This is a genomic window from Kitasatospora sp. NPDC101447 (assembly GCF_044767225.1).
GTDB lineage: Bacteria > Actinomycetota > Actinomycetes > Streptomycetales > Streptomycetaceae > Kitasatospora.
The window spans coordinates 74,907-97,689 of sequence record NZ_JBIWNL010000027.1; the positions used below are offsets into that span (position 1 = coordinate 74,907).

The following is a 22,783-nucleotide window of genomic DNA, read 5'->3' on the forward strand; positions in this document are numbered from 1 at the left end:
GGGCGGCCCGCCGGGGTTACCAGGAGGTGCCGGCGGGCTCCTCGATGGTGGTGTTGATGCGGTTGAAGAAGTTGGTCAGCGCGATCATCAGGATGATCGCGGAGAGCTGCTCCTCGTTGAAGTGGTCGGCGGCGGCGTCCCAGACCTCGTCCGGGACGGCCTTGCCGGAGCGGTCGGCGATCCGGGTGGCGGCCTCGGTGAGTTCGAGGGCGGCGCGCTCCTCGTCGGTGAAGAACGGTGCTTCGCGCCAGGCGGCGACGGCGTGCAGCCGCTCGTCGGTCTCGCCGTGCTTCTTGGCGCCCTGGACGCCCGCGAACACGCAGGCGCTGCAGCCGTTGATCTGGCTGGCCCGCAGGTGGACCAGTTCGAGGAGCTGCGGGGAGACGCCGCCCTGGTACATGGCCTTGTAGACGGCCTGGACGCCCTTCATCGCGTCGGGCAGGACCAGGGCGGGGTTCTTCATGCGTGCGGTGGTCACGGTGATCTCCTCGTCGGTTAGCGTCCGTCACTGGACCGACGGATCCCGACGCGAGGATGTGACAGCATGAGCGAAGAGATTTCCCCGGCCGAGCCGGCCCGGCCGTCCGAACCGGCCGAGCAGTCCGAACCGGCCGAGCTGGCAGGGCGTTTCGAGGCGGAGCGGCCGCAGCTGCGCGCGGTGGCCTACCGGATCCTCGGGTCGGTCGCCGAGGCCGAGGACGCCGTCCAGGAGGCGTGGCTGAAGCTGAGCCGCAGCGACGTGGGCGGGGTGCGCAACCTGGCGGCGTGGCTCACCACGGTGGTCGGCCGGGTCTGCCTGGACCAGTTGCGGTCCCGGGCTTCCCGCCGGGAGGATCCGCTGCCCGAGCAGGACGGGCAGGTGCGGCTGCCGGACCCGGTGGTCAGCGGGCTGGCGGCGCTGGACCCGGTGCACGAGATCCTGGTCGCCGACTCGGTGGGGATCGCCCTGATGGTGGTCCTGGAGACGCTGTCCCCGGCGGAGCGGGTGGCGTTCGTGCTGCACGACATGTTCGAGGTGCCCTTCGACGGGATCGCCGAGGTGCTGGGCCGCACGTCCGCGTCCACCCGGCAGTTGGCCAGTCGCGCCCGCCGCCGGGTGCAGGGCGCCACGCCGGCCGCGGACACCGACGTCGCCCGCAAGCGCGAGGTGGTGGAGGCGTTCCTGACGGCCTCCCGGGGCGGCGACTTCGATGCCCTGCTGACCGTGCTGGACCCGGACGTGGTGGCGCGTTCCGACGGCGGCACGCTGGTGCCGAGCGTGCTGCGCCGCGGCGCCGCGGACGTCGCCGCCCAGGCGATCACCTTCGCCCGGTTCGCCGCCGACGGCCGCCTGGTCCTGGTCAACGGCTCGCCCGGGGTGGTGTCGTTCGCCGACGGCCGTCCGCTGTCGGTCATGTCGTTCACCATCCACGAGGGCCGGATCACCGCGATGGACATCCTCACCGACCCGACCCGCCTGGCCGCCCTGGGCCTCACGGCCTGACCGGGCACCCGCTCCCCGGGCCCGTCCGGCCGCTCGACGGACGGACGGACCCGGGGACCGGTTCTCAGGCCAGCCCGCCGGTGGCGCGGAGGTTCTGGCCGGTGATCCAGCGGCCGTCCGGGCCGGCCAGGAAGGCGATGACGTCGGCGATGTCCTCGGGTCGGCCGAGGCGGCGCAGCGGGGTCAGGCCGGCCACCCGGGTGAGGGCCTCGGGCGGGTTGGTGCCGCGCAGCAGGTCGGTGTCGGTGGCCCCGGGGGACACGGTGTTGACGGTGATCCCGCGCGGGCCGAGTTCGACGGCGGCGACCGCGGTGAGCTGTTCGACGGCGCCCTTGCTGGCGGCGTACGCGGCGATGCCGGGGACGGGCCGGACGGTGTTCGCGGTGGAGACGTTGATGATCCGCCCGCCGTCGCGCATCCGGCGGGCGGCGTAGCGGACGGTGGTGAAGGCGGCGCGGGTGTTGACGGCCAGGACGGCGTCGAGGGCCGCGTCGTCGAGTTCGGCGAGCGGGGTGGGGACGAAGGACGCGGCGGCGTTGTTCACCAGGACGTCGAGCCCGCCGAGCCGCTCCTCGGCCTCGGCCATCAGCCGCTCGGCGGCGTCCGGCTCGGCGAGGTCGGCCCGTACGGCCCACGCGCGGCCGCCCTCGGCCTCCACGGCGCGGACCGTCTCGGCGGCGGCCGCCTCGTCGCGGGCGTAGCCGAGGACGACCTGCGCGCCGTCGCGTGCCAGCCGCCGGACGACGGCCCGCCCGATGCCCCGTGAGCCGCCCGTGACGACCGCGGCCTTCCCGGCCGGCAGCAGTGGTTCCGTCATGCTTCCTCCACGTGTTCGAGGGGTGAGTTTTCACCCTCTCGCGCTACCGTGCCGCGCATGGCGAACTTCGTACTCGTGGCGGGCGCGTGGCTCGGTTCCTGGGCGTGGGACGACGTGGTGCCGGAGCTGCGCGCGGCCGGGCACGGGGCGTACCCGCTGACGCTGTCCGGGCTCGCCGGGCAGCGGGCGGTGCCGGCCGGGCAGCGGGAGCACGTGGCGGACGTCGTGGCCGCGGTGGAGGAGCACGACCTGCGGGAGGTCGTGCTGGTCGGGCACAGCTACTCGGGCGTCCCGGTGGGCCAGGCCGCCGAGCGGATCGGCGACCGGCTGGCCCGGCTGGTCCTGGTGGACGCCGACGTGCCGGTGACGGGGGAGTCCTTCGCCGACGGGATACCGGAGCCGGCCGGGCTGCGGGCCGACCTCGCCGCGCACGGGGGCTGGTGGCCGCCGCTGCCGCCCGCCGACTTCGCCGGACAGGGGCTGACGACCGGGCAGATCGCCCGGATCGCCGAGCGGGCCACCCCGCACCCGGGCGCCTCGCTGACCGAACCGGCCGTGCTGGAGGGGCCGTTGAGCGCCCTCCCGGCGGTGTACGTGAAGTGCCTGCTGGACTGGCCGGAGCCGCCGCCGGTGGTCGCCGCGCTGGTCGCGGACGGCCACTGGCGGCTGGTCGAGCTGGACACCGGGCACTGGCCGATGTTCTCCCGGCCGGCCGAACTGGCCCGGATCCTGCTGGAGTCGGTCCGGCCGGTCCGGCCGGGCGGGCCTGCTCGGAGCGACGGCCCGGCCCGGGCGGACGGCCCGGCTCAGACCGACAGGTAGACCGCGCTGCCGAGGCCGGCCAGGAAGCAGTAGATCGCGAACGGCGTCAGGCTGCGGGTCTCGAAGTACTTGGTGAGGAACCGCACCGAGACGTACCCGGCGGCGAAGGCGGCGACGCTGCCCGCGAGGACCGGGCCGAGCACGGGGGAGTTCTCCGGCTTGAACAGCTCGGGGACCTTCAGCACCGAGGCGGCCAGGATGACCGGGGTGGCGAGCAGGAAGGAGAACCGGGCGGCGTCCTCGTGGTGCAGCCCGCGCAGGATGCCGGCGCTCATGGTGACGCCGGAGCGGCTGATGCCGGGGAACAGCGCGAGGATCTGCGCGGCGCCGATCCAGGCGCCCTGCCCGTAACCCAGCTTGGTGAGCCGGTGGTCGGAGGCGACCGCCGGGTCCAGGCCCGGCTCGTCGACGGGGGCGGCGTGCCCGGCCCGGCGGCGGCCGGAGCCGCCGCGCTTGAGCCGCTCGGCGCCGAGCAGCACCAGCCCGTTGAGGGCGAGGAAGACGGCGGCCGGCAGGGGCTTGCCGAGCGCGTTGCGCAGCGCCTTCTCCAGCACGAGGCCGGCCACGCCGACCGGGATGGTGGAGAGGATGAGCAGCCAGGCGAGCTTCTCGTTGCGGCTCTCCACCCGGCGGTGGCGGATCGAGGTGATCAGCCCGCTGACGACGCGGACCCAGTCCTGCCAGAAGTACACGACCAGCGCGAGCGCGGTCGCCAGGTGCAGGGCGACCAGGGCGGCGAGGTAGGACGAGCCCTCGGCGGTCATGTCGAGGTCGTGCTGGATCTTCCCGCCGATCAGGGCGGGCAGCAGGATGCTGTGGCCGAGGCTGGAGACCGGGAAGAGTTCCGTGACGCCCTGCAGCAGGCCGACGCCTATCGCTTCCGGGTAGGTCAGGGTGGACATCGCGCACCTTCGATCGGGGGGTCGGTGGCCGGCCTTGGTCCGGTGGCCCCCGCGAAGCTACTACGCCCATGTAGACGCCGGGCAGCCCCGCCGCCAGAAGTTCACCGACCGTACGTCTACGGGAAACCGGCGCCCAGGTGGTGGATCAGCGCCCCTGCCACGGCGGCCAGCAGGGTGGTGCTCGGGACGGCCCGGTGCACGGGGTGGCCGAGCAGGACGAAGGCGCTCACGACGAGCGGTGCGCCCGCCAGCGGCAGGGCGACGGTCAGGACGGCGGACAGGCGGTGCATCGTGGCTCCCCGGACTCGGCTTCGGGCTCGACGCACGCCACGATGGCGCCTCCCGCTGCGTCAGGTTCAAGTCCTTTTCGCCCCGGCGGCCGGAGTGCCGGGCCGGGCTGCTCCCGTCCGGTCGGGCCCGGCGGGGGCCGACCGGGCCCGGGTCAGTCCGTCGCGATCCGCCGCCAGCCCGAGCCGCCCGAGCCGTCCGGCCCGTCCGGCGCCACCGGCGCGGCCGCGAAGTCGTACCGCAGCCGGTCCGGTCCGAGCGCGAGCAGCGAGATCGACGAGGAGCCCCAGACCCGCCCGTCACCGAAGTCCCGGCGCTGGACGAGCGCCGCGTCCTCGTCCGGCGCCAGCCCGTCGCCGCTGACGATCGGCAGCCACGCCCCCCAGGCCCGCGCGGCGGGCCCGGCGCCGGTCGGCTCGGGGCGGGGCGCGGCGCTGAAGCGGGCCCGGAAGTGGGCGGCGCGCGCGGCCATCAGCGCGCTGATCCGCTCGGAGGCGGCGCGGTTGGCGGCCAGGCCCTCCAGTCCGTCGTTGAGCACCACGCTGAGGCCGGCGGGCAGTTCGTGCTCCGTGAGCCGGCCGCCGCCCCAACTGGCGACCCGGGCGCCGTCCGGCCGGACCAGGACGAGGTGGAAGGGGTCGTACGGGGTCAGGTCGAGGTGGCCGATCCCGCCCTCCGTGACGGCGGTGAGCGGCAGCCGGCCCCGGGTGCGCCGGGAGTCGGCGGGGGCGAGCGGGCCGAAGCCGTTCAGCAGGCAGGCGGCGGTCCGCCGGGCGGGGTCGACGGCCAGCCAGGTGCCGCCGGCCGCGAGGTCGAGCCCGCCGAGCAGCTCCGGCCGGTCCGGCCAGTGGTGGTCCGGCGGCAGCCAGGCGCGTCCCAGGTACTCGTCCCGGACGGACAGCAGCAGTACCGGTACCGCCGCCCCCGGTTCGATGCTGACGAACGCCGTGCACACGACCCTGGCCCCCTGACCTCGTCCTGTCAGCGATCCTCGCACGGCTGTTCGTACGCCGGAAATGGCCCAAGGAACCCGGTGCCGAATGCACCACGGCGACGGGCCACCACGCTCCTAGGCTGGTGATCATGACGACGAACGACAGCCTGCCGACCCCCGACGCGGCGGCCGGTGCGCACGTGCCCGCCCCGGCCCAGCGCCTCGCGCTCCCGAAGCTCGCCCCCGCCTACTACCAGGCGATGGTCGCCGTGGACCAGGCCGCCCGCACCGGCCTCGACCCGGTCATCGTCGAGCTGGTCAAGCTGCACGCCTCGATGGTCAACGGCTGCGCCTTCTGCATCGACATGCACTCGACCGACGCCGTGAAGCAGGGCGAGCAGCAGCACCGCCTGCTCTCCCTCCCGGCCTGGCGCGAGACCCCCTGGTTCACCGCCCGCGAGCGCGCCGCCCTGGCCCTCACCGAGTCGGTCACCCTGCTGACCCAGGGCCACGTGCCGGACGCCGTGTGGGCCGAGGCCGCCGAGCAGTTCGACGAGACGGAGCTGGCCCAGCTGGTCGCGCTGATCGCCACCATCAACGCCTGGAACCGGATCGGCGTGAGCACCCGCCTGAGCCCGGCCGCGAAGTGAGGGCCGACGACGTGACGACCCAGCAGGAGAAGGCCCGGCTGCTCCGGGAGCTGCACCGCCCGGGCGAGCCGCTGGTGCTGGCGAACGTGTGGGACGCGGCGAGCGCCCGTCTGGTGGCCGTCGCCGGGGCGCGCGCGGTGGCGACGGCCAGCGCCAGCGTGTGCTGGTCGCTCGGCAGCCCGGACGGCGGCGGCGCCGACCGCGAGCAGGTGCTGGCCCGGACCGCCCAGGTGGTCCGGGCGGTCGACCTGCCGGTCACCGCGGACCTGGAGAGCGGCTACGCGGACACCGCCGCCGGGGTCGGCGAGACCGTCGCCGCGCTGCTCGCCACCGGCGCCGTCGGGGTGAACCTGGAGGACGGCGGACGCCCCCTGGAGGAGGCCGCCGAGCGGATCGCGGCGGCCCGGGCGGCGGCGGACGAAGCCGGTGTCCCGCTCGTCGTCAACGGCCGCACCGACGTGTTCCTGCACGGCACGGGAGCCCCGGAGGGCCGGCTGGACGAGGCCGTCCGCCGGCTGCGGGCGTACGTCGAGGCGGGCGCGGACACCGTGTTCGTCCCCGGCGTAACCGACCCGGAGACCATCGCCGCCCTGGTCGCGGCCGTCCCGGCGCCGCTGAACGTGCTGGCCGGCCCGGGCTCCCCGTCGGTCGCCGACCTGGCGAAGCTCGGCGTGGCCCGGATCAGCCTCGGCCCGGGCCTGGCCAAGGCGGCGTACGCGGCGGTCCGCCGGGCCGCCGAGGAGCTGTACACGAGCGGCACGTACGGCGCTCTCGACGGCGGGCTGACGTACCCGGAGCTCAACGGGCTCTTCTCCGACTGAATCCCGGGACCGGGCCGGATTCCGGCACCGGGCCCGGCACCGTACCGGGGGCGGCCGACCGTTCGGGGGACGGCCGGCCGCCCGGCACCGGCCGGTCGGCCCGGGGCGCCGCCGACGCCCGTCAGCCGATCTGCCCGCTGAGCCCCGGGTGGCTCATCTGGTTGGTGCCGACGGCCTCGACCTCGTTGGCGGCGTGCCCGACCACCGGGAGCTTGCCCGCGGTCTGCAGGGCGAGGTCGGCGGGGGAGAGGTTGAGGCCGTCGGTCAGGCCCCCGGTGGCGTCCGGCGAGGCGGCGGTCTGGGTGGTGGCGGAGGCCACCGGGGCGGCGAGGGCCAGGCCCGCCATGGTGAGGGCGGCCAGGGTGGCGAGCTTCTTCATGCCGTGGCTCCTCGTGCCGTGCGTGCCGTCGTTCTTGGTGCCGTGGTTCGTCATGCACTGCCGAACGACCGGGCCGCCCTCAGGTCACCCGGCGGGCCGGACGGTCACCCACAGGGTCCGCACGCTGTTGCTGACGAACGACGCGATCGGCTCGTTCGTCCGGCCCTCCGCCAGGGCCAGCCCGGGGAAGCGCCCGAACAGGTGCCGCAGCGCCGTCTCGGCCTCCAGCCGGGCCAGCCCGGAGCCGAGGCAGAAGTGCGGGCCGTGGCCGAGCGACAGGTGCCGGGCGGGCTGCCGGGTGAGGTCGAAGCGGTCGGCGTCGGGGTGGTGCCCGGCGTCGCGCCCGGCCGCCGCGTACGAGGCCAGCAGCGCCTCGCCACGCCGGATGACCACGTCGCCGACCTCGATGTCCTCGACCGCGTAGCGCAGCGGGAACTGCCCGACCGGCGAGTCGTAGCGCAGCGTCTCCTCGACCACCGCCGACCACGGCTGCGCGCCGTCCAGGACGAGCTGCAGCTGGTCCGGGTGGGCGAGCAGGGCGCGGACGGCGTTGGTGATCAGGTTGAGCGTGGTCTCGTGCCCGGCGACCAGCATCAGCAGCAGCGTGCCGACCAGTTCGGCCTCGCTGAGCTGCTGCCGGTCCGTGCTCGGGCCGGCCTCGCGGGCGGCGATCAGGTCGGTGGTCAGGTCGTCGCCGGGCGCGGCCCGCTTGGCGGCCACCACGGAGGCCAGCAGCGCGTTCAGGTCCCGCTGCGCGGCGACGGCCGCCGCCGGGGTGGCCGAGCTGGAGACCAGGGTGTCGGACAGCTCGTGCAGCCGGTCCTGCTGCTCCAGCGCGAGGCCGAGCAGTTCGCCGATCACCTGCATCGGCAGCGGGTAGGCGAAGTGCTCGCGGAGGTCGAACTCGCCCTCCAGCTCGGCGACCCGGTCGAGCAGCGCGATGGTCCTGGCCTCGATCGCCGGTGCCAGGGCGGCTATCCGGCGCGGGGTGAACGCCTGGGAGACCAGTCCGCGCAGCCGCCGGTGGTCGTCCCCGTCGGCGGTGACCATGCCGGGCACGGAGACGAAGTTGGTCAGCGGCCAGCCCTCCGGGAGCCGCCCCTCCCGGAAGGTCGTCCACAGCCGGGGGTTCTTGCCGACGCGGGGGTCGGCGAGCAGCGTCTGGAGGGTGTCGTGGTGGGTTATCGCCCAGACCACCACCCCGCCAGGGAGTTCCACCAGGACCGCGGGGCCGGCCGCGCGGAGTCGGGCGTTCTCTCCGTGCTGGTCGCCTCCGAAGGGGTCGAGTCGGACGGGCTCGGGTCGGGCTCCTGCGGGATCGACGGCGGTGTCCATGCGGGCCTCTCGGGGGCTGGCGGGCGGGGCGGGGTGAAGGCGCTGTACAGCACCGGCAGGGCGGTCAGGGCCCGCGACCACGGGGACGGGCGCCAGGACAGCTCGCCCGGCGGGACGGCGAGTTGGAGGTCGGGCAGCCGGTGCAGCAGGGTCTCGACGGCGGTCTCGACGATGATCCGGGCCGGGTGCTGGGCCGGGCAGACGTGCCGGCCCGCGCCCCAGGCGAGGTGCGCCCGGTTGCCGCCGAGCGAGCCCTGGGCGGCGGCGGAGACGCCCTGGGCGGCCGGGTCGGCGTTGGCCGCGGCCAGACCGAGGACCAGCATGTCGCCGGCGCTGATGTACTGGCCGCCGAGCACGGTGTCGCCGGCGGCCCAGCGGCCGGGGAAGTTCTGCGTCGGCGGGTCGCGCCAGAGCACCTCCTCCAGCGCGTCGGACACGGTGAGCCGGCCGCCGGTGAGGGTGGCCCGGAACCGCCGGTCGGTGAGCAGCAGCCGCAGGGTGTTGCCGATCCAGTTGATCGAGGTCTCGTTGCCCGCGACCATCAGCACCACCAGGTGGTGCACCGCCTCCTCGTCGGTCAGCCCGGCCGGGTGGGCGAGCAGCCAGGAGGTGAGGTCGGCGCTGGGCGCGGCCCGGCGGCGCCGGACCAGGTCGACCAGGATCGCCTGGAACTCGGCGCCGGCCCGCTGGGACTCGGCGCTGCTGTCCACGAAGTGGCTGATCAGTTCGACCAGTCGGGGCCCGGCCTCGGCGGACAGGCCGATCAGCTGGGTGAAGACCAGTAGCGGCAGCCGCCGCGCGTACTGGGCGATCAGGTCGGCGGTGCCGTCCGGCCCCCAGCTGTCGATCAGGCCGTTGGCAGCGGCCTCGGTGGTGCCGCGCAGCTGGTGGTGGTCGATCTGGGCGAGGGTGTCCGAGACGGCGGAGCGCAGCCGCTGGTGCTCGGCGCCGTCCAGGTTGAGCAGCGTCGGGCGCCAGGCGGTCATCGTCAGCAGCCGGGAGTCGGCGGCCAGCCGGCCCTCGGCAGGCACCCGCCAGCGGCGCGAGTCCTTGGAGAACAGCGCCTCGTTGCGGGTGAGTTCGAGCAGTTCGGCGTAGCCGAGGACGAGCCAGGCCTCGACGCCGGGCTCCAGCTCGATCGGTGCGACCGGGCCGTAGTGAGCGCGCAGCCGGGCGTACAGGCCGTGCGGGTCCTCGGCGACTGCCGTGCCGTGCAGCGGGGTCAGCGGCACGCCCACCGGCAGGCCGCCGGGCAGGCTGCCGCCGTGGGCGACGGGGCAGCCGTGGGCGCCCGCGGCCCCGGGGTCGGAGGCGTTCATCCCTGCAGCTCCAGGATCGAGTTGCGGTGCAGGTGGTCGACGAAGTCGATCAGCAGGTCGTAGGACTGCCGCCGGTCGCGTGCGTCGCAGAACAGGATCGGTACGTCCGGCAGCAGGTCCAGCGCCGTGCGCAGTTCCTCCTCCGGGTAACTCGGCGTGTCCGGGAAGGTGTTGACCGCCACCGCGAACGGGATGCGCTGCTCCTCCAGCCGGCCGAGGACGTCGAAGCTCTCGTCCGGCCGGCGCAGGTCGACCATCGCGATGGCGCCGAGCGCGCCGCGCGACAGGTCGTCCCAGAGCGGCCAGAACCGCTGCTGCCCGGGGGTGCCGAACAGGTACAGCGCGAGCCGGGGGTTGAGCGTGATCCGGCCGAAGTCCAGCGCGACCGTGGTGGTCGTCTTGCCGCCGCGCCCGGTGAGGTCGTCGACGCCGCTGCTGGCGGCGGTCATGGTCTCCTCGGTGCGCAGCGGGGTGATCTCGCTCAGCGAGCCGACCAGGGTGGTCTTGCCGACCCCGAACGGGCCGGTGACGAGGATCTTGACCGCGCCCTGCACCGAGGACGGCAGGTACTGCGGCCCGTCGGCGGACCCGGCGGCCCCGGGGGCGGCTTCAGCGGAGTTGGCGGAGGCCAACGAGCACCTCTTCCAGAAGGGTTGTGGGCAGGCGTTCGGCCTGCGGGACGGGTGGGAGCACCTGCACGGCGCCGAGGTCCCACAGGTCCCCGACCAGTACCTTGACGACGCCGAGCGGCAGCCCCAGGTGGGCCGCCACCTCGGCGATGGACAGCAGGCTGTGGCAGAGCCCGAGGATGCGCCGGTGCTCACGGTTCAGCAGCACGTGCTCGGGCAGTTCCGGGGGCTCGGGTAACGCGCTGACCAGGCTCTCCAGGGCCAGCTCGGGGCGGGTGGAGCGGCTGCGTCCACCGGTGATGACGTACGGCCGGACCGGCCCGCTCACCGGTGGCCCCCCGCCGCGTGGTCGACGCGCGGCGGGCTGGTGAGGTGGGCTCCGATCCGCTCGACCAGGACCTGCATCTGGTAGGCGACCAGGCCGGCGTCCACCGCCTCGCTGGTCACCACGGCCAGGTGCGCACCGGCCCCGGCGGCGACGATGAAGAGGTAGCCGCCGCCGTACTCGATGATGATCTGGCGGGTGGCGCTGCCCGGTCCGCCGAAGCCCGTCGCGACGCCGCGGGCCAGGGACTGCAGGCCGGAGCAGGCGGCGGCGAGCCGTTCGGCGTCCTCGCGCGCGATGCCCGCGCTGCGGCCGATCTCCAGGCCGTCGTTGGAGACGACGACGGCGTGCTGGACCTGCGGGACATTGATGATGTCGGCGAGCAGCCAACCGAGATCAGGCGTGGTGGTCATGGAGTTCTCCGGAGCGCTGGGGAGTCGGGGGGAGTCGGGGGAAGCGTGCGGGAGTGGTCAGGAGGGGCCGGGTGCGTTCCGGCCCTGGCCCCGGGCGGCCGACCGGCCGCTGGCGGTCCCGGCCTGGAACATCGCCATGAACGTCTGCGCGTCCCGGGCCGAGCGGTACGGCGGGGCGGGCGGCGGGGGAGCGGCGTGCTGGGCGGGCCGGCTGGCGCGGTCGCGCCGGTGGCTGCGGCGGGGCAGCGGCGGTGGGGTGTCGCCGCCGACCGGGGCCCGGCCGGGTGGCGGGGTCTCCAGCAGGGGGTGGTCGGCCGGGGAGGCCGGCCCGGGGCCGGGGCTGAACGCCGGGTCGCCCGGCCCGAAGCCGGGGACGGTGGGCGGCAGCGGCTCGGTGAGCAGCGCGTTCGGCAGCAGGATGACGACGCGGACACCGCCGTACGGGGAGGGCGCCGAGCTGAGGGTGACCCGGAAGCCGTACTGCTCGGCGAGCCGGCCGACCGCGGCCAGGCCCAGCTGCGGGACCTCGCCGAGGCGGGAGACCTCCAGGGTGCTGCCGCCGGCGAGCGCGGCGGCGGCCTTGGCGACGGCCTGCTCGGGCATGCCGACGCCGCCGTCGTCGATCTCGATGACGGCGCCGTTGTGCACCGGCATCAGGGTGACGAACACCTGGGTGCTGGGCGGGGAGTAGCGGGTGGCGTTGTCCAGCAGCTCGGCGATCGCGTGGATCAGCGCCTCGGCCGCGGCGCCGACCACCGCGGTCTCGATCCGGCTGCGGACCACCACCCGCTGGAACGGCAGGATGCGCGACTGGGCGCCGCGGACGACGTCCTCCAGGGTGACCGGCTCCGGCCAGTGCCGGCCGGCCCGGGCGCCGCACAGCACGGCCAGGGTCTGGGCCAGCCTGGCCTGTTGGGCGGCCGCATGGTCGGCCTTGAGCAGGCCCTCCAGCAGCGCCGGGTCGTCGTGGGTGCGTTCCATCTCGTCCAGCAGCGCCTGCTGGTCGTGGGCCATCACCAGGATCCGGCGGGCCACGCTGAGGAAGGCGCGCTGGGTGGAGGCGGTGAGTTCCTGCTCGTGCTGGACGGCGGCCAGGTCCACGCCCCGGCGGGAGAGTTCGGCGGTGAGCTGTTCCTGGAGCCGGGCGAGTTCGTGCTGCAGCCGGTCGGCGCGGCCGCGCTGGGTGACGGACACGGCGTGGTAGCGCGCGGCGGCCACGAGGGCGAGGACGGCGAGCACGCCGGTTGCCGTTACTGACCACTGAGTCATCGTCACGCGGCGAATTCTAGGGTGATGATCCTACGAAGGTGTGAACGGATCTCGCCAAGTGACCGGATCTCGTCAAAATCAAGTCAATCCGCCCGCATTCCGGACTCGTTCGTCCCCGATCGCCCTCTGGGGCAAGCCCTCGGGGCGGCTCTGTCGGGTCGGCCGCCACCCGTCCCGAACCCGCCCGATGGCCGGTTCGCGCCCTGGGATGTGTGGGGCCTGTGTGCAGGGTGTCGCGAAAGCGGATCCTCGGGGCCGGCGGCGTCTTCCCTCGACGCCTCCCTCCGGCGTTTCCTCCGACGTTTCCCCCGGCGTTTTCTCTCGGCGTCCACCCGTCCTCCGTCGGGGCGCCGCGGGGGTCGGCCGGCTCGACGCCCCCGTGTCCGCCGGTTCGCCGGGTGCGTGGGCGGCCCGTCAGGCGGGCCAGGCGCGGAGGCCGGTGGTGAGGGTGGCGATGAGGCGGTCCTGGGTGGTGGTGAGGTCCTCGGCGAGCCGGAAGGCACCGGCGGTGCTGAGCGAGGCGAAGCCGTGGGCCAGGGAGCGGACGGTCCGGGCGGCGTGGATCGCCTCGGAGCCGTCGAGCCCGTACTCCCGCAGGACGGCGATGATCACGCCGACGAGTCGCGCGGCCGCCTCGGCGAGGTCGTCGTCGGGCTGCGGGGCCTGGGGGAGGGCGTTGTAGCGGTGCGGGTGCTCGGTGGCGTACGCGTGGTAGGCGCGCAGGACGGCCGCGACGGCGTCGTCCCCGCTGCGGCCGACCGCGGCGGCGGCGAGGCAGTCGGCCAGTTCCCCGGTGACCCGGACGGCGATCAGCCGCCGCAGTTCGGCGAGGCCACCGCTGACGTGCTTGTACAGCGAGGGGGTGGCGACGCCGGCCCGGGCGGCGACCGCGGCGAGGGTGAGGGCTTCGGTGCCCTGTTCGTCCAGGAGGGCGATGGCGTGGTCGACGACCTGGTCGGGGGTCAGTCCTATGCGGGGCATGGTTTCGGGCTTCTCTCGTGCGGGAGTCGGCGGTGGTCGGGCGGTGGTCCCGCCGTGGTCGGCCTGGTGGCCGGCCGGTGGTGGGCCGGTGGCGGGCCGTGGCGGGCCGTGGCGGGCCGGGTGGACCGGCGGTCGGGCGGTCAGGCGAGTTCGGCGAGGAAGGGCAGCAGGGCGTCCGCGGTGGCCTGCGGGTCGTCGGCCATCGGGTAGTGCCCGGACCCTTCGATCATCGCCTTCCGCGCGCCCAGTGCCGCGACCTGCCGGTCGGCGACGAGCTCCGGCTTCGGGAAGTCGGGGTCCTTGCTGCCCATGACCACCAGCGCCGGGCACCGCACGGCGGCCGTCCAGCCGACCGGCGAGGAGTTCCCGGTGACGTACCCGCGGGTGGCGGTCTTGCGGCCCGGGGTGCGCAGCGCGGCGACCAGCCCGTCCACGTAGGCGTCGAAGTCGGCGGGCTTGGCGCCGGGGAAGGCCATCCGGCGCAGGTAGAAGCCCCAGAAGGCGGGCCAGTGGACGAGCGCCGCGCCCATCAGGCCGAGGACGCCGCGCATCAGGGCGCCGGGCTGCGGGTTCTCGACGAAGGCGTCGATCAGGACGATCCCGGCGACCCGCTCCGGCGCGTCCCCGGCGACCTTGACGACCGTCGCGCCGGTGTAGGAGTTCCCGGCGAGGACGGCGCGCTCGATGCCGAGGTGGTCGAGCAGGGCGAGGACGTCGTCGGCGATGGCGGCGGGGCCGTAGTCGTCCCAGGCGATGGACGACTCGCCGAAGCCGCGCAGGTCCATGGTGACGACCCGGTGGCCGGCGGCGACGAGCAGCGGGCGGAGGTGCCGGTACGCGGCGCGGCTGTCGAGCATGCCGGGCAGCAGGACGACGGGGGTGCCGTCGCCCTGCCGGGTGTCGTCGAAGGCGATCCGCCCGCCGGGGAGGGTCAGGTACTGGGTGTCCGGGGTGATGGTGGCGTTCATGGTGGGCCTCCTCGGTCCTCCGCTGCGGGCATCGGCGGTGCTGCCGATAGCCATAAAGCTAAGGCTAATAGCCTTAGCCGTCAAGTGCTCGACCGCGGCGGAGGGAGAGGGGGGTGTCGGGCGGCCCGCCTCAGACCCCCTCGACCTTGAACGGGTCGTGCTCGCTGAGCAGCTTCTCCAGCCGGGCCTGGTCGACCCGGCTGACGATCTCGTTCGTCTCCTGCCGGTCCCGGACCACCTTCGCCAGGGTGAACGCGGAGCTGACGGTGTAGAGGAGGCCGATCCCGAGGAACGCCCGGGTCCACCCGCCGACCGGCAGGTAGGCGATCCCGACGGCGAGGGCCGTGCCCGACAGGGCGAAGGAGAGGATGGCCTGGATGTAGTAGGCGGCCGTCGTGCGGTTCTGCATCGGTGCGCTCATGGCGTCAGGATGCGGCCGTCCGGCCGGGCCGCACATGAGTAGGAGTACTCAGATGAAGTGCTCGTGTCGAAGGGTCGTTCGTTGACGTCCTATCACTCGTTCCACGGCCGTCCCGGACGGATGGCTTGGAATCAGAGCGTCCTAGGATTAACGTTTGATAACGCAGCGCGGTTGTCAACGCCGTACCCAGACGGCACCGTGCGCCGTCGCCTAATCCCGCCGGCCGGCCTCCGGGCAGGTCAGGGAGCCGGGGAACCACGTTCCTTGGGGTGAATCGGCGGGGCCCCGGCCCGGCCGTAGGAGACCTTCCTGCTCCGAACCCGTCAGCTAACCCGGTAGGCGCGAAGGAAGGAAAGGAGCGCGCCTCCGTGGCGTCGACGCACACTCCGGCACACCCGGCCGGCCCCGCAGCCGGTACCCAGCTCCTCGACCACCCCGGTGCGGACGGCCCCGAGGCCCTCGGCCCGGAGGCCGAGACCAACCGGCACCGGATGCCGCGTCAGGTCCGCGGCACCTCCCCGCTGCTCGGCGTCACCGCCGTCGCCGCCACCCTGGGCGCCACCGGCTTCGCCTCGGCCACCCCGGCCGCCGCACCCGCCGTCGAGGCCCCGGACGAGACGCCGGTCGCCCTCTCCGCCGACCCCGGCCTCGCGCTCGCCGCCCGCATCCAGCAGCAGGCCGACAGCCAGCGCACCGCCGCCGAGGAGACCGCCCGCGTGCAGGCCGCGCAGGAGGCCGAGGCCAAGGCCGCCGCCAAGGAGGCCGAGGCCAAGCGCGCCGCCGAGGAGGCGGAGGCCAAGCGGGCCGCCGCCCTCACCCTCCCGGTGAAGGACTACCGGCTCTCCGCCCACTACGGCCAGAGCGCCCGCTACTGGGCCAACCTGCACACCGGCCTGGACTTCGCCGCCGACACCGGCACCCCGGTCTACGCGCTCGGCCAGGGCACCATCACCTCGGCCGGCTGGTCCGGCTCCTACGGCTACCGGATCGTCGAGACCCTGCCCGACGGCACCGAGATCTGGTACTGCCACCTCTCCTCGATCATCGCGGGCTCCGGCAAGGTCACCTCCGGCCAGCAGATCGGCAAGGTCGGCGCGACCGGCAACGTCACCGGCCCGCACCTGCACCTGGAGGTCCGCCCCGGCGGCGGCGCCCCGGTCGACCCGGAGCCCTGGCTCCAGCAGCACGGCCTCAACCCGTAACGGACACCCGGAGGCCCGTAGCGGCCTCCCGGAAGCCCCCGGCCGCACGCGGCCGGGGGCTTCCGGGTGCCACGGCGGCTACTCCTCGGCGGGCAGCTGCGCCAGGTAGGCGTCGATCTCCTCCTGGCCCGGCTCCGGCGCCAGCTCCGGGAACTCCGCCACCAGCAGCCGCGGCAGCCCGGGCACCGTCCACTCCCCGAACAGGTCGAGCGCCGCGTCGACCGCCGCGTCCTCGAAGTGCCCGAAGTCCCCGGCCAGTTCGTCCGGCATCGGGCGCCCGAGCGCGGTCAGCTCGGCCAGGTTGCGGTAGCTGCGCCGCATCAGGCCCTGCTCCAGCAGCCGCCGGGCGCCGTCCGTGGCCATGCCGACCGACAGCACCCGTCCCGGTCCCCAGCCCTGCTCGTCCGGCTCGTCCAGCCAGCCGGTGGGCACCAGCGCCTCGTACGCGGCCAGCCGCTCCTCCTCCGCCAGCCCGGCGAAGCCGGTCAGCCAGTCCCGCACCGCCGCCCCGTCCGCGACGTCCACCCCGTGCGCGTGCAGCAGCAGCGCGTACAGCCGGGGCCAGGTCACCAGGTCGGCGCGGCGCAGCAGCCCGGCCGCGACCTCGCCCTGCCACTCGGCCTCGGCGTGCAGCCGCTCCTGGCGCTTGGCGTTGAGCCGCCGGGCCGCCCGCTGGTGGTCGATCAGCAGCCGGACCGCCTCGCCGTACGCGAGCGGGTCCTCCTCGGGCGCGGGTTGGACGTACAGGTGGAGGCGCTCGTACAGCAGGTGCTCCACCGCGTCGGAGGTCAGTTCGGGCCAGCCGTCGTGCATCCTGCTCTCGCCCAGCTCCAGCAGCGCCAGCACCGCGTGCAGCGGCCCCTCGGCCACCGGCGTGCGGCCCTGCTCGGCCGCCCAGGCGAGCAGGTCGGCGGCCCTGGTGCGCGGGGCGAGCCGCAGGTCTTCGTCGTTCATAGTCCGAACGGTAGCCGCCGGGGGCGGGTAGGGTCGGCAGCCATGGTCCCCGTACGACTCACCGGCCCCCGGCTGGCCATCCGCGAGTACCACCACACCGACGGCGACGTGGACGCCCTGCACGCGCTGTTCGGCGACCCGGAGGTCACCCGGCACCTGCCGTTCGAGCCGCACGACCGCGAGACCTGCGCCGACCAGATCGAGCTCTACCTGGAGGAGGCGATGGCCGAGCAGCGGGACACCTACCGGCTCGCCGTCACCAGGCTCGCCGACGCCGAGGACCCGCGGGACGCGACCCCGATCGGCCAGGCCTCGCTCACCCTCGGGGAACACGGCGCCGCCGACCTCGGCTGCGTCCTCGGCCGCGAGTTCCAGGGGAGCGGCCACGGGCGCGAGGTCACCGCCCTGCTCTGCGACCTCGGCTTCGGCGTCCTGGGCCTGCACCGGTTGACGGCCCGGGCCGAGGCGGCCAACGCGGCCGCCGCCACGGTGCTCACCGGGCTCGGGTTCCGGCCGGAGGAGCGGGCGCGGCAGGACCGGCTCCCGGGCGGCGAGCGGTCCGGCTCGGACCACTACGTGCTGCTCGCCGACGCGTGGCCGGGCCCGGCCGACCGCCGTCCGGCCGAGCGGCGGCCCGAAGGAGCGGGGGGTTAACCCCACCTCCGATCCGCCAGGCCTCCGGATGCCCCGGGCCCCGGCCGTTCGACCAGACTGGACGACGTCAGGGAACGCGAACGACCGTCACAACGAAGGGCCGGGGGCCGGGAGATGAGCAGCAGCCGAAGCACACTGGACCACGAGTTCGACGTCCTGGGCGGGTACGACGCCGACCCGCGTCCCGACCGGGCCCACCGGACGGAACAGCCGCCGGCCTTCCTGGCGGCGCCGTTCTCCGCGCACTACTACCGCGAGATCGGGTACGTGCTCACCGGCCTGCCGGTGGCGATCGCCGGGTTCGCCGTCGCGATCACCCTGTTCTGCCTCGGTCTCGGCACCTTCGTCACCGCCCTCGGCCTGCCCGTCCTGGCCGCCCTGACCGTCGCCGGCCGGGGCTTCGGCCGGCTGGAGCGGGCCCGGGTGCGCGGCATGCTGGCCCTGGACGTCCCCGGCCCGAAGCCGGCGCGCCGGGTCCGCCCGGGCAGCTGGGGGGCGATCACCGCGCGGCTGGCGGACCCGGCGGGCTGGAAGGCCGCGCTGCACCAGGTGGTGATGTTCCCCTGGGCGATCTTCAGCTTCACCATGACAGTGGTGTTCCTGCTGGTCGGCTGGGCGATGGCGCTCTACCCCGTCTACCACTGGGTCTTCCCGACCTTCACCGACTGGCGCGGGTACCAGGTGTTCGACTACACCGACAGCCACCACGTGCGGCACGTCTACTACATCGAGGGGGTGTGGCAGATCGCCGCGGTCTCGCTGGTCGGGGTGGTGCTGGTGTTCCTCACCGCGCAGCTGGTCCGCGGTCTGACCAACGTCAACCGGGCCGCCGCCCAGGGTCTGCTCGGCCGCTGAGCCGGTACCGGCCGTCGGGCTTGTGGGGCCCGTCGGGCCCCGGCCGTCGGGCCCCGTTCCGCTCCGTCCGGCCCCGTCCGCCCTCCGGGTGCGGGCGGGGCCGACGCGTGTTCGGATGGCCGGGTGGCCGCCGAAGGCTTTCCCACCGAACGGTTCCCCGAGGAGCGGTTCCCCCTCGAACGGGCTCCCTCCGAACCCCCGGACGTCCTGGTCACCTCCCGTCCGCTGGACGAGTACTGCGCGCTGTTCGGCCTCACCCGGGCCCGGCTCGCCGCGCTGTCCGGGCCGCTGCTGGACTGCCCCGGCGGCGCGGCCGGCCTGGCCGCCGAGGCGCGCGAGCTGGGCTGCCGGGTGATCGCCGCCGACCCGGCGTACGCGCTGCCGCTGCCGGTGGTCGCGGCCCGCGCCCGGGCCGCCCGGGCGGCGATGGCCACCGCGATGGCCGACCGCCCGTACCTCTACCCCCCGCCCCACCCCCACCGGCCCGAGCGCTACCTGCGCAGCTGGGACCGCGCCCGGCGGCTGTTCGCCGCCGACTCGGCCGCGCACCCGCAGCGGTACGTCGCCGCCGCGCTGCCCCGACTGCCCTTCGCCGACGGCACCTTCGTCCTCACCCTGAGCGGCTACCTGCTCTTCGCCTACCCCGAACTCTTCGGCCCCGAGCTCCAGTTGGCCGCCCTGACCGAGCTGGTCCGGGTCACCTCCCCGGACGGCGAGGTCCGCGTCCAACCGCTGTGCGACGCCCGGGGCCGCCGCTGCCCCCACCTCGACCCCCTGCGCCACGCGCTCGGCGAGCGCCGCATCGCCAGCGAGGTCCACCGCGTCCCCCCGGCCGAGGGGGGCCGCACCCGCCGCGTCCTGGTGCTGCGGGCCGCCGACCGCCGCCGTCGGGCGGGGGCCCTCAGCATGTAATGGCCACTGGCGGCCTGCGCCCCTATACGGCCGCCTATACTCGCCGCATGACCGACATGACGATCCGGCGTGCCGAAGCGGCCGACGCCGCCCGGCTCACCGGGCTGATCCGGGCCTCCGGCGCCTACCGCGGCGAGTACTTCGCGATGATCGACGGCTACCAGGTGACGCCCGACTACCTCGCGCGGCACGAGGTGCGGATGGCCGTGGACAGCACCGACGACCGCCTGCTCGGCTTCTACGCGCTGATCCGCGAACCGGCCGAGCTGGACCTGATGTTCGTCGCGGACGAGGCCCAGGGGCTCGGCGTCGGGCGGCAGTTGATCGCGGACATGCTGGACCGTGCCCGGGCGGCCGGGATCACCTCGGTCAAGGTCGTGTCGCACCCGCCCGCCGAGCGCTTCTACCTCCGGATGGGCGCCGAGCGCACCGGCACCCGGCCGCCGCAGCCCAGGACCCCGTGGGAGCAGCCCGAACTGCGCTTCACGGTCTAGGACCCGTCTTCAAACCCCCGCCTGCGGGCCGACGCTCCCCCAGCCTGGCGGCCGGGAGGTGCCCCCAGGGCACGCACCTCGCCGCGTTGTCGTCAGTCGCCGATGGCCCCCAGCCTTCGGCCGGGAGGTGCCCCCACCGCATGGACTCCATCCTCCGCCTTGCGATGCACGCACCCCAACGCCGCCCCGCCCGCCCTTCGGGCGGACGGCGGGGGTTTGAAGACGGGCCCTAGGACTCGCCCGCAGCACCGGAGGACGACGGAGCCGAAGGCGCCGCCGCGTCCGGGGAGGCCGGGGAGGTCGCCGCCGCGGGCACAGCCGCCGGTGCCGGCCCCACCGGCTGCGTCGGCACGAAGGCCGTCACCTGCAGCCGGGACAGGATCTTCTCCGCCAGCCAGCTGCGGTCCGACCCGTACGGAATGCCCCGCGGGTCGACCAGTTGCGCCGCCACCGCGTCCCGCAGTCGCTGCGCCTCGGCGGCCGGCAGCCGGGAGAGCAGTCCCCGGGCGGCCAGCAGCGCGTGGTACTGCTCGAAGCCCGAGCGCGGGTGCTCGATCGCGTCCAGCACGCTCGTCAGGTCCGCCAGGGCGGGGTCGCCCTGCATCAGCGCGAGCGCCTGGATCCGCCGTCCCTCGGAGCCGTCCGTGAAGAGGCCCCGCACCTGGTCGGCGGTCAGTGCCGAGCGCCGCGCGGTCGAACGGACCTCGGCCACCACGCCCTCCGGCCCGGCCGGCGAGCCCGAGGCCGGCGGCAGCTGCCCGGCCAGCGCGGCGGGGTGCTCGGCGCTGCCGCCCAGCAGCCCGAGCTGCTGCATCGCGCGGACCCGCAGGTCGTCGGCGCCGACCTTGTCGCCGTGCCGGTCGCGGTCCTGCCCGGCGAGGAAGAGGTCCAGCGCCCGGTCGGCGTCGTTCAGCACGCGGGGCAGCGCGAGCCTGGTCACCAGCCAGCCGGCGAGGAAGCCGAGGACCAGGAAGTAGAGCACCAGCGCCGCCGCGAACGGCACCGCGGAGTCGCCCCCGCCGAGCACCGGCGCCAGCGCCGACCCGAGTTCGTGCAGCCGTTCGCCGAGCGAGCCGAGCTGGGTCAGTCCGACGCCCAAGAGCACCTTGGTCAGCCAGTCCGAGACCTGCTCCAGATTGGTGTTCGGCGCGTACGAGCCCTGCGGCTGGTCCGAGCCGCCGCGCACCCGGGGCACCCCGAACAGGAAGCCCAGCGCGCCGCCGAGCACCGTCGAGGCCCCGGTCACCACCAGGCCGCCGCCGAGCGCCTGCCAGGTCTCGTCCCGGCCGAGCGCGAACAGCAGCAGTCCGATCAGTCCCGTCCCGGCCAGTGCGCCGGCGGCACCCCACTGCGCCGTGCGCATCGCCGACCTGCCGCCCGGCCGCCGCGACCCCGCCATCGCCCACCCCCTGTGTCCGTGCCGCTCCGCTCCGGAACCCCGCGCCGACTCTAGCGCTGCGGCCCCACCACGGAAACGCCCCGGGCGCGCCCCGGCTACGACACGAAGGCGCCCGAAAGACCGGCGGCACCCGAAAGTCCGGCGGCGCCCGAAAACGCAGACGGCCCGCAGGCTGCTCCTTCGACGCCGGCCCGTGCACTGGCCTGGCGCCGAGGCACCGGGGATGTACCGGTGAGCCTGCGGGCCGGGTGACTGCTATGGATTTCGCCTGCCGGAGGCCAGGGGCCTCACCCTGCGCAGGCAGGTGCGCTCTAGCGAGCAGCCACCTCACGCATCCTGGTCGTACTCAACTCAGGATCACCTCCTTTCAGTGTGCCGCCACCATAGGCAGGCCACTGTCGGGAGGGCAACGGATTTATCCGGGCGCGTCGCTCAGGCGGTCTTGAACTGGCTCTTGAACTTGGCGAAGTCGATGACGTTGTCGGCCGACGGGGCCTGGATGGTCAGCGGCTTGTCGAAGTCGGAGAAGTCGATCTGGCCGCTGCCGTCCGTGCCGCCGGTGTGCTCGATCCGGACCGGGTACGGCTTGCCCTCGGTGGCGACGGAGATGGTCGACACGCCGCCCTTGGAGTCGGTGGACTTGAGGCTGAAGGTCTTCACGCCGTTGACGTTGCCGGCGGAGCCCTTCTCGACCTTGTTCTCGGTGCCGTCGTCCTCGGTGATCTTCTTGCTGAAGTCGGCCAGGTTGCAGACGCTGGAGAGGGACTTCATCTCCGGGTCGGTGTCGAAGCCGGTCAGGTAGCGGCCCTTGAACAGCTCGGCCGCCTGGGCGCCGTTCGGGCCGCCGAGGTTGGTCCAGAAGTCGGCGTCCGGCTTGACGTACGAGGTCTTGCCGTCGCTGATGATCTCGAACTTGCCCATGCCGGGCATCGACATGGTGCCGGTGCACTGGCTCTTGTTGTCCAGGGACAGGTTCAGCTCCATCTTCCCGTCCTCGTCGACCATGTTGCCGCTGATCTTGAGGGCGGTGGCGCCGGCCAGCGCGTCCTTGGCCTGCTTCTCGATGTCCTGCGCGCTGAGCTTGTCGGTGTCGAGCTTCTGCGAGGCGGCCGCCTTGGAGTCGCCGCCACCCTTGCTGTCGCCCTTGGTGTCGCCGCACGCGGCGGTGCCGGCTGCCAGGACGAGGCAGATCGCGGCGGTGCTGACCAGGCGCTTCGAGAGCATTGGTGCTTCCTTGTCCCGGGGGTGGCCCCGGGCCGCCCCCAACTGGATGAATTTTTCCTCAGTATGGGTCAGACGCCGGACGGGGGATCTTGCAATCCGCCGCTGTTACAGCTTCGTGGCAGGACCGTGCTCTCCGTGTACCCGGGAACGCGAAAGGCCCGGAGGACGAGTCCTCCGGGCCTTTCGTGCTACTGAGTAGCGGGGACAGGATTTGAACCTGCGACCTCTGGGTTATGAGCCCAGCGAGCTACCGAGCTGCTCCACCCCGCGTCGGTGAACACAACAATACGTGGAAGTCGCCGAGATGGGAAATCGGTTCTGCGAGCACCCCCG

27 protein-coding genes, 1 tRNA gene and 1 riboswitch are annotated in these 22,783 nt (G+C 74.4%); of the genes, 9 read left to right on the forward strand and 19 right to left on the reverse strand.

What is annotated here, in order from left to right:
- Positions 1–16: 16 nt before the first annotated feature.
- Positions 17–463, reverse strand: a complete 447-nt coding sequence (locus ACIRST_RS30115; protein ID WP_350525437.1) for a carboxymuconolactone decarboxylase family protein — start codon at positions 461–463, stop codon at positions 17–19.
- 81 nt (positions 464–544) lie between these two features.
- Between ACIRST_RS30115 and ACIRST_RS30120 the strand changes: the two genes are divergently transcribed.
- Positions 545–1,483, forward strand: a complete 939-nt coding sequence (locus ACIRST_RS30120) for a sigma-70 family RNA polymerase sigma factor (RefSeq protein WP_402805920.1) — start codon at positions 545–547, stop codon at positions 1,481–1,483.
- 64 nt (positions 1,484–1,547) lie between these two features.
- Here ACIRST_RS30120 and ACIRST_RS30125 read toward each other — a convergent pair whose 3' ends face one another.
- A complete protein-coding gene (locus tag ACIRST_RS30125; RefSeq protein ID WP_402805923.1) occupies positions 1,548–2,300 on the reverse strand; it encodes a glucose 1-dehydrogenase in 753 nt (250 codons plus the stop codon).
- Between the two features lie 57 nt (positions 2,301–2,357).
- Here ACIRST_RS30125 and ACIRST_RS30130 point away from each other — a divergent pair, with 57 nt between their 5' ends.
- Positions 2,358–3,122 (forward strand): alpha/beta fold hydrolase, encoded by a 765-nt coding sequence (locus ACIRST_RS30130; protein ID WP_402805926.1) that lies wholly within the window; start codon positions 2,358–2,360, stop codon positions 3,120–3,122.
- On the opposite strand, the gene ACIRST_RS30135 is transcribed toward ACIRST_RS30130, so the two are convergent.
- From ACIRST_RS30135 to ACIRST_RS30145, 3 genes are all read right to left on the reverse strand, one after another.
- A complete protein-coding gene (locus tag ACIRST_RS30135; RefSeq protein ID WP_350525399.1) occupies positions 3,107–4,024 on the reverse strand; it encodes an undecaprenyl-diphosphate phosphatase in 918 nt (305 codons plus the stop codon). The two genes, ACIRST_RS30130 and ACIRST_RS30135, sit on opposite strands and share 16 nt — an antisense overlap.
- Positions 4,025–4,140: 116 nt before the next feature.
- Positions 4,141–4,314: a hypothetical protein gene (locus ACIRST_RS30140; RefSeq protein ID WP_350525398.1), complete on the reverse strand. Its 174-nt coding sequence runs from the start codon at positions 4,312–4,314 to the stop codon at positions 4,141–4,143.
- A gap of 152 nt (positions 4,315–4,466) precedes the next feature.
- Positions 4,467–5,267, reverse strand: a complete 801-nt coding sequence (locus ACIRST_RS30145) for an NRDE family protein (protein WP_402805930.1) — start codon at positions 5,265–5,267, stop codon at positions 4,467–4,469.
- A 128-nt stretch (positions 5,268–5,395) separates the two neighbouring features.
- On the opposite strand from ACIRST_RS30145, the gene ACIRST_RS30150 reads away from it, so the two are divergent.
- Together ACIRST_RS30150 and ACIRST_RS30155 are read left to right on the forward strand one after the other, a co-directional pair.
- Positions 5,396–5,896 (forward strand): carboxymuconolactone decarboxylase family protein, encoded by a 501-nt coding sequence (locus ACIRST_RS30150; protein WP_350525396.1) that lies wholly within the window; start codon positions 5,396–5,398, stop codon positions 5,894–5,896.
- An 11-nt stretch (positions 5,897–5,907) separates the two neighbouring features.
- Positions 5,908–6,717 carry an isocitrate lyase/phosphoenolpyruvate mutase family protein gene (locus ACIRST_RS30155; RefSeq protein ID WP_402805932.1) on the forward strand — a complete coding sequence of 270 codons (810 nt, stop codon included), beginning with the start codon at positions 5,908–5,910 and terminating at the stop codon, positions 6,715–6,717.
- Between the two features lie 121 nt (positions 6,718–6,838).
- On the opposite strand, the gene ACIRST_RS30160 is transcribed toward ACIRST_RS30155, so the two are convergent.
- From ACIRST_RS30160 to ACIRST_RS30205, 10 genes are all read right to left on the reverse strand, one after another.
- Positions 6,839–7,096, reverse strand: coding sequence for a hypothetical protein (locus ACIRST_RS30160; protein ID WP_396552924.1), 258 nt, complete (start codon positions 7,094–7,096; stop codon positions 6,839–6,841).
- Between the two features lie 84 nt (positions 7,097–7,180).
- Complete coding sequence (locus ACIRST_RS30165; RefSeq protein WP_402805935.1) at positions 7,181–8,314, reverse strand: cytochrome P450; 1,134 nt, start codon at positions 8,312–8,314, stop codon at positions 7,181–7,183.
- Positions 8,278–9,750 (reverse strand): cytochrome P450, encoded by a 1,473-nt coding sequence (locus ACIRST_RS30170; protein ID WP_402805937.1) that lies wholly within the window; start codon positions 9,748–9,750, stop codon positions 8,278–8,280. Before ACIRST_RS30170 ends, ACIRST_RS30165 begins: the two co-directional genes overlap by 37 nt.
- The gene (locus ACIRST_RS30175; protein WP_350525391.1) at positions 9,747–10,382 is read right to left on the reverse strand and encodes an ATP/GTP-binding protein; all 636 of its coding nucleotides are present in this window, start codon (positions 10,380–10,382) and stop codon (positions 9,747–9,749) included. Before ACIRST_RS30175 ends, ACIRST_RS30170 begins: the two co-directional genes overlap by 4 nt.
- A complete protein-coding gene (locus tag ACIRST_RS30180) occupies positions 10,360–10,707 on the reverse strand; it encodes a DUF742 domain-containing protein (RefSeq protein WP_350525390.1) in 348 nt (115 codons plus the stop codon). The genes ACIRST_RS30175 and ACIRST_RS30180 overlap by 23 nt, the downstream gene beginning before the upstream one ends.
- Positions 10,704–11,117, reverse strand: a complete 414-nt coding sequence (locus ACIRST_RS30185) for a roadblock/LC7 domain-containing protein (RefSeq protein ID WP_350525389.1) — start codon at positions 11,115–11,117, stop codon at positions 10,704–10,706. The genes ACIRST_RS30180 and ACIRST_RS30185 overlap by 4 nt, the downstream gene beginning before the upstream one ends.
- 57 nt (positions 11,118–11,174) lie before the next feature.
- Positions 11,175–12,386, reverse strand: a complete 1,212-nt coding sequence (locus ACIRST_RS30190) for an ATP-binding protein (RefSeq protein ID WP_402805989.1) — start codon at positions 12,384–12,386, stop codon at positions 11,175–11,177.
- 414 nt (positions 12,387–12,800) lie between these two features.
- Positions 12,801–13,367: a TetR-like C-terminal domain-containing protein gene (locus tag ACIRST_RS30195; RefSeq protein ID WP_350525388.1), complete on the reverse strand. Its 567-nt coding sequence runs from the start codon at positions 13,365–13,367 to the stop codon at positions 12,801–12,803.
- Between the two features lie 140 nt (positions 13,368–13,507).
- Positions 13,508–14,335: an alpha/beta fold hydrolase gene (locus tag ACIRST_RS30200; protein WP_402805942.1), complete on the reverse strand. Its 828-nt coding sequence runs from the start codon at positions 14,333–14,335 to the stop codon at positions 13,508–13,510.
- Positions 14,336–14,465: 130 nt separating this feature from the next.
- Positions 14,466–14,756 (reverse strand): YiaA/YiaB family inner membrane protein, encoded by a 291-nt coding sequence (locus ACIRST_RS30205; RefSeq protein ID WP_350525386.1) that lies wholly within the window; start codon positions 14,754–14,756, stop codon positions 14,466–14,468.
- A 197-nt stretch (positions 14,757–14,953) separates the two neighbouring features.
- Positions 14,954–15,112: riboswitch (cyclic di-AMP (ydaO/yuaA leader) on the forward strand.
- A 12-nt stretch (positions 15,113–15,124) separates the two neighbouring features.
- Between ACIRST_RS30205 and ACIRST_RS30210 the strand changes: the two genes are divergently transcribed.
- Positions 15,125–15,958 (forward strand): M23 family metallopeptidase, encoded by an 834-nt coding sequence (locus ACIRST_RS30210; RefSeq protein WP_350525385.1) that lies wholly within the window; start codon positions 15,125–15,127, stop codon positions 15,956–15,958.
- A gap of 78 nt (positions 15,959–16,036) precedes the next feature.
- Here ACIRST_RS30210 and ACIRST_RS30215 read toward each other — a convergent pair whose 3' ends face one another.
- On the reverse strand, positions 16,037–16,912 hold the full coding sequence (locus tag ACIRST_RS30215) for a hypothetical protein (RefSeq protein WP_350525384.1): 876 nt from the start codon (positions 16,910–16,912) through the stop codon (positions 16,037–16,039).
- 42 nt (positions 16,913–16,954) lie between these two features.
- Between ACIRST_RS30215 and ACIRST_RS30220 the strand changes: the two genes are divergently transcribed.
- From ACIRST_RS30220 to ACIRST_RS30235, 4 genes are all read left to right on the forward strand, one after another.
- On the forward strand, positions 16,955–17,566 hold the full coding sequence (locus ACIRST_RS30220) for a GNAT family N-acetyltransferase (protein ID WP_402805947.1): 612 nt from the start codon (positions 16,955–16,957) through the stop codon (positions 17,564–17,566).
- 114 nt (positions 17,567–17,680) lie between these two features.
- A complete protein-coding gene (locus tag ACIRST_RS30225) occupies positions 17,681–18,421 on the forward strand; it encodes a sensor domain-containing protein (RefSeq protein WP_402805950.1) in 741 nt (246 codons plus the stop codon).
- A 123-nt stretch (positions 18,422–18,544) separates the two neighbouring features.
- Entirely contained in the window at positions 18,545–19,333 is a 789-nt protein-coding gene (locus ACIRST_RS30230) for a hypothetical protein (RefSeq protein WP_402805953.1), read from the forward strand.
- Between the two features lie 47 nt (positions 19,334–19,380).
- A complete protein-coding gene (locus ACIRST_RS30235) occupies positions 19,381–19,827 on the forward strand; it encodes a GNAT family N-acetyltransferase (RefSeq protein WP_402805956.1) in 447 nt (148 codons plus the stop codon).
- Positions 19,828–20,056: 229 nt separating this feature from the next.
- On the opposite strand, the gene ACIRST_RS30240 is transcribed toward ACIRST_RS30235, so the two are convergent.
- From ACIRST_RS30240 to ACIRST_RS30250, 3 genes are all read right to left on the reverse strand, one after another.
- The gene (locus ACIRST_RS30240; protein WP_402805959.1) at positions 20,057–21,190 is read right to left on the reverse strand and encodes a hypothetical protein; all 1,134 of its coding nucleotides are present in this window, start codon (positions 21,188–21,190) and stop codon (positions 20,057–20,059) included.
- Between the two features lie 468 nt (positions 21,191–21,658).
- Positions 21,659–22,450: a hypothetical protein gene (locus ACIRST_RS30245; RefSeq protein ID WP_402805962.1), complete on the reverse strand. Its 792-nt coding sequence runs from the start codon at positions 22,448–22,450 to the stop codon at positions 21,659–21,661.
- Positions 22,451–22,646: 196 nt separating this feature from the next.
- Positions 22,647–22,720, reverse strand: a tRNA-Met gene (locus ACIRST_RS30250).
- Positions 22,721–22,783 lie beyond the last annotated feature (63 nt).